The sequence below is a fragment of the Roseateles sp. P5_E11 genome (assembly GCF_054049355.1).
This window is the reverse complement of record NZ_JBFUMO010000435.1, coordinates 1-5,061: the sequence shown is the minus strand read 5'-3', so window position 1 is coordinate 5,061 and position 5,061 is coordinate 1. Positions and strand designations below refer to the sequence as shown.

The following is a 5,061-nucleotide window of genomic DNA, read 5'->3' as shown; positions in this document are numbered from 1 at the left end:
GAACCAACTCCTCGGTCCTGCAGCGAACTTGTTCTTCCAAATGCGCGTTCAGGTCTCGCAACGCTGTTTCTGCTCGCCGGCGCTCGGCCACCTCGCGCTGCGTTTCTTCATTGAGTCGCACGTTGTCGATGGCTACGGCGGTTTCTCCGGCGAGGCCACTCATGCTTCGTTCGGATTCCTCGGTGAACATTCCTGGCCGGGAATGCCCGAAGAAGAGGCCACCGATCACCGCGCCTGATCGAGAGATGACCGGCACCGCCAAGTAACTTTTGACCGGCAAATGGCCGGCCGGCATGCCGTGGAATGGTTCGTTGTGGCCATACCTCGGGTCGAGTGTGATGTCATCGGAGCGCACGATGCCGGAGCCCTCGAAGGTCGGCGCAAAGATGGCCGTATTGCGCGGCATCGCGAACTTGGAGAATGCCTCTGCAGGCACGCCGGAGAGGCTGTAGAGCATGTAGCTTTCGCCAGCGTCGTTGACCTGGTTGTAGAAGAAGGCGCCAAACTCTGCGCCCGTCAGTTCGACACCGGCGTCCGTGACCGTTTGGACGAGCGTCTGCAGGTTCGTTTCGCGCGCGAGACTGGCCCCCGTCCGGTTCAGCAACTCGAGGGCCCGTTTCTGGTCCGCCAGCTGCAGTTCGTCTCGTCGCCGCTCTGTCCGATCCCTCAGGATCTTGACGAAGCCCGCGTCGGGGTCACCTTCATACAGCCAGCTGGTTTCGCCGATGGCCCAGATCAGCTGGCCATCCTTGCGCAGGCGCCAACCTTCGGCACCCGCAGATCCGCTACGTCGAGCCTCGGCGACCTCTGTGTCCCACGCCGACCTGCCGCCTTCTTCCGACGGGAATACACGCGCAAGCGACTGGCCCAGCATCTCTGGCTCCGTCCAACCAAGCATCGCTCGAGCACCTTCGCTCCAGCCTGTGACGAAGCCAGCCGAGTCCACCGTGATGATTGCGGTCTGAACCGCTCTGTTCAGAATGCGGCGGTATCGATCAATGACCGCGTCCTTCCACTCTGCCGTCGAGGTTTCGCGCGACAGACTGAATGTCAGCGGGATGTGGTCAAGGGGCTTAGACATCGATCAAAAGCGGGACTGTTGCTTCGCAACGGTCGGTGTTGAAGTTCGTTTCAGCGGCGAAGCATCGTTTACGCGAGTCACCCGTTGTGTAGGACGACACGTGATCTGTACTTTGGCGAGTGTCTGCGTTCTGKTGGCACGGCTGAATGGGTCTAACCGTGCGGCGCCGGCCATGTCGGACATGGAGCTCCTGTTCGTACCGGATGCGCTTCGGGCGTCCCATGCGCACACCGAGAGCGGGTCGAAGCGCCGCAAGCAATGTCGAATGCCGACGTCAGGCACGTCCGTGGCCCTGAGCGCGTTTCAACTGAAACCTCAGCGCCGCAGCGCGAAATGACCCCGACGCCAGCGGACGCGACATTGGGCTCCCGCCGAGAGCCATGGAGAAACTGTCCATTTCGATGACGGCTCCCGCTGTGAGTGCAAGGAATGGATTCAAAACATGAAAGCCGCCATCTACACCGCCAAGGGCAATGCAGCCGAGGTGCTGCAAGTTACCGACCTTCCCACACCTTCGCCTGCCGCTGGTGAAGTGCTTGTGCGGGTCAGCCACTCCGGCGTCAATCCTTCCGACGTCAAAGGCCGCTCGGGCGTCGGCAGCTCAGCCATGGAGCATGGCCTGGTCATCCCGCACAGCGACGGAGCCGGCCGTGTCCAGGCCGTCGGCGAGGGCGTCTCGCATGGCTTGATCGGGCAACAGGTATGGCTGCACAACGCTCAATGGCTGCGTGCGCATGGAACTGCGAGCGAATACATCGCGCTGCCCGCCAGTCTCGCCGCACCTCTGCCAGACGGGGTTCCAACTGAAGTCGGAGCGTCCATCGGTATCCCGCTGATGACAGCGGTGCACGCGATCGATGCGCTGGGACCATTGCTCAACAAGACGGTCCTCGTCTTCGGTGCCACGGGTGCGGTCGGCGCGTATGCGACGCAGCTCGCTGCGCGGTCTGGCGCGCGAGTGATTGCCGTGGTCAGTAGCGAAGAGAAGGCCGCCCGCGCCCTGTCTCTGGGGGCCGAGTGGACCTTGAACTACAAGAGCGATGACCTGGCCGCGGGCGTGCGCGAGATCACGCGCGGCAGGGGTGTCGACGCCATCATCGAGGTCGACGCCGCCACCAACGCACGTCACTGGGGAGAACTGCTGCGCTTTGGCGGCCAGGTCGTGGTCTACGGGTCGAGCGGCGCCAACATCGGCGTCGCCTTTCGCCCTTTGATCGCCAACTTTGCTCGCCTCTATTTCTTCATCGTTTACCTGCTCCCCGATGGTGTTCGCAAGGAGACGCTGCGAAGCATCGAAGCCTTGCTGACCCGCTGCGACCTCCTGCATCCACCCACAACCGTGTTCGCGCTGAACGACATTGCGCGTGCTCACGAGATGGTCGAAGCCGGGGCACCCACCAAAGTGCTGATTGCCCTTTGAGCGCTGCCGTCCGCGTGGCCGACTCGGCCTGAAATCTTCCAAACGCGAAACGAGGGAAGCCCGCACGGCGCAACCGTTTCATTCAAAACCCGTCCACCGTCGGGCGAAATCCACTCGGCGCCAATGGCCTTCACAGTCGACGCTCGCTGAGCACGGCGGAGGAATCTTCCAACATGTCCACCGATCACCTTTCATCCGATTCCACGCCATCACACGAGCAGCAACTGCATGCACTGCGCAAGCGCGCCCGCGGCCGTGAACTGATCGACGACTACGCCCGTCAGCGCATCGTGGCGTTGCCTCGGTCGGACAGCGCCATCGCCTACTTCGAGATGGGTGACCCGAACGGCACGCCGCTGCTGTGCCTGCACGGGCTCTCGGTGTCGGGCTTCTTCTTCGCGCATTACCACGCCTACTTCGTGAGGCGCGGCATCCGTGCGATCGCCCCCTGCCTGCTGGGCGGCGTCTACCTGGCCGACGGGCTCAAGACCATCGACCAGCTGAGCGCCGAACTCGTCGAGCTGCTGGATATCCTGGACATCCACAAGTTCGACATGGTGGGTTTCAGCTGGGGCACGCTGCCCCAGCTGGCCCTGATCGCGCGGGTGCCGCAGCGCATCCGCCGCGCCGGCCTGCTGGGCGCGATGTTGCCGCAGAAGTTCATCGGCAAGGCGGAGATCGCGCAGCTGAAATCCGATGTGCGCCAGTCGCTGAAGATGGTGGCCCACGCGCCGCGGCTGCATCGTCATCTGATGTGGCTGCTATGCAAACTGCCGGTGTCGGTACTGATGGAGCAATTCAGGGACGAGCAACTGTCCGCCGCCGAAGCCGCGGCGCTGGAAGACGGCTCCGTTTTCAGCCAGCAACTGGCGCATTGCATGCAGGAATGCCAGCGCACCGGTTCGCGCTTCTTCACCGACGGCTGGCGCATGTTCCTTGACGAGCCCGGCTATGCGCTGGACGACCTCGCAGCACTCCCGCCTGGCGCAGACCTGCGCCTGTACGTCGCCGAACGGGACAACGTGCACCTTCCGGTGTTCTCGCGCATGATCGCCAGCGCCTGTCCCGACGCCGATGTCGCCCGGCTCAAGCTCGACGACGCGCTCACGCCCATCGACGGCGTCAATGGTCCGCATGCCGTGTTTCGGCCGGTGTATTCGCGCCGCGGCAGCAGCATCTGGGTCGCACCCAACGCGGGGCGGATGGCCTGCATGCTCTATTTGACACAAGCGTTGGACAACCTGATCCCGGAGCGGGCGCCCGAGCGTCGGGCTTTCAGCTGGGCGTGACCCGCGCCTGAAATTCCGGCGTCGACAAGGTATCAACCATTGGCACCATGACTTTCCTTTACTCGGGGCTCCGCCGGCACAACGTGTCAAGTCAGCGCGAGGCGGCGCGTATGAAAGACAGCTTGTTCGAAACCGATTCAGGCTGGCATGCTCGGGAGCTTGTCGCCGCTGACGTTCCGGCCCTACAGGCGCTGTTCGAGGCGAGGCAAGACTATTTCCGACTTGTAAGCGGCCAGGATGTTGCTGTCGACGAAGCAGCCAGAGAATTCGCCGACCTCCCCCCGGCTGAGATGCCCTATAGGCGGATGTGCATCATTGGGTTCTTCGATGCTGCCGAGTCGATATGGGGCATGGCCTCGATCGTTACCGATTTCATCGCGAGGGGCGTCGGTCACATCGGGCTGTTTCTTATGCGTGATGGTGGAGGCGCGTTTAGCTACGCGGCCCTGGAGAAGTGGATGCATGAGGTTGAAGGCCAGCAATGGCTGCGCCTCGGTGTCGTGATAGGTAATGAGCGTGCGGAGCGGTTCTGGGAGCGCTGCGGCTACTTGCAGTTGCGCGAGCGCGGTCCTGTTGAGTACGGCGTGCAGACAAACATGCTCCGCGTAATGATGAAGCCTTTGGCTGGCGGCACTTGGTCGGAATATTTGGCGCTCGTCGAACGCGACAGGCCCGAGGCGTCGCCGATCTAAGAGGCGGAGTGGTCACTCGACCCTCGACGGGCCCAATGGCCGGTAACGGCGCGAGCAGTCGTTGCCCAGCCAGAACCTAGTGACGGCAACCAGCCTCCTGCTGCCACGCGATCAATTTCGGCTTTGGGCACATACCTGCCGCATCGACGCCGGCCGTGAACGCAGCAGCCGCTGCGAAGCTGACATGCCGATCTTTCGCACGCGCTGGTAGCCGCCGGTGCTCATGAAGACTGGATCACGCGCTCGTAGCGCTGGACTGGATGCTGACGTCCACTGGAATAGGCACGCTCAGGATGCCTTTGCCAGACCGACGACCTTGCCCTTGCTGTTCAGGCGAGCCTTGAGAGTGGCGTTCTCGTCCAACAGCACTTCGTTGATCGAGGCTAGCCGTGCGACGTCGGCGCGCAGTGTTTCCAATTCGCTTCGGAGTTCGCGGCTCTTGCGCCGCTCGTCCTTGAGCAATTCGTTCTTGGCGTCCCGCTGGGTACGACTTTCCTTCCCCTGGGCTGTGCGGATGTCTTCCGCCACCTTGGGGTAGTGGTTGTGGATCAGCGCGGTCGTCACGCCGGTCTCCCGAGC

At 62.9% G+C, this 5,061-nt stretch carries 5 protein-coding genes; 3 read left to right on the top strand and 2 right to left on the bottom strand.

Annotated features, from left to right (window positions below; all coding sequences use genetic code 11):
- Window positions 1-1,081, bottom strand: a 1,081-nt coding sequence (locus ACXJKR_RS23940; RefSeq protein WP_457324939.1) for a GAF domain-containing protein, incomplete at its 3' end; no start/stop codon positions are given.
- Window positions 1,082-1,523: 442 nt separating this feature from the next.
- Here ACXJKR_RS23940 and ACXJKR_RS23935 point away from each other — a divergent pair.
- The 3 genes from ACXJKR_RS23935 (at window position 1,524) to ACXJKR_RS23925 (ending at window position 4,482) form a co-directional block, all read left to right on the top strand.
- Window positions 1,524-2,501 carry an NADPH:quinone reductase gene (locus tag ACXJKR_RS23935; RefSeq protein WP_457324938.1) on the top strand — a complete coding sequence of 326 codons (978 nt, stop codon included), beginning with the start codon at window positions 1,524-1,526 and terminating at the stop codon, window positions 2,499-2,501.
- A 173-nt stretch (window positions 2,502-2,674) separates the two neighbouring features.
- Window positions 2,675-3,790 (top strand): alpha/beta fold hydrolase, encoded by a 1,116-nt coding sequence (locus ACXJKR_RS23930; protein WP_457324937.1) that lies wholly within the window; start codon window positions 2,675-2,677, stop codon window positions 3,788-3,790.
- A 47-nt stretch (window positions 3,791-3,837) separates the two neighbouring features.
- Window positions 3,838-4,482: an N-acetyltransferase gene (locus ACXJKR_RS23925; RefSeq protein WP_057299409.1), complete on the top strand. Its 645-nt coding sequence runs from the start codon at window positions 3,838-3,840 to the stop codon at window positions 4,480-4,482.
- A gap of 288 nt (window positions 4,483-4,770) precedes the next feature.
- Here the strand turns inward: ACXJKR_RS23925 and ACXJKR_RS23920 are convergent.
- A partial coding sequence (locus ACXJKR_RS23920; RefSeq protein WP_457324936.1) for a TetR family transcriptional regulator occupies window positions 4,771-5,061 on the bottom strand: 291 nt, incomplete at its 5' end.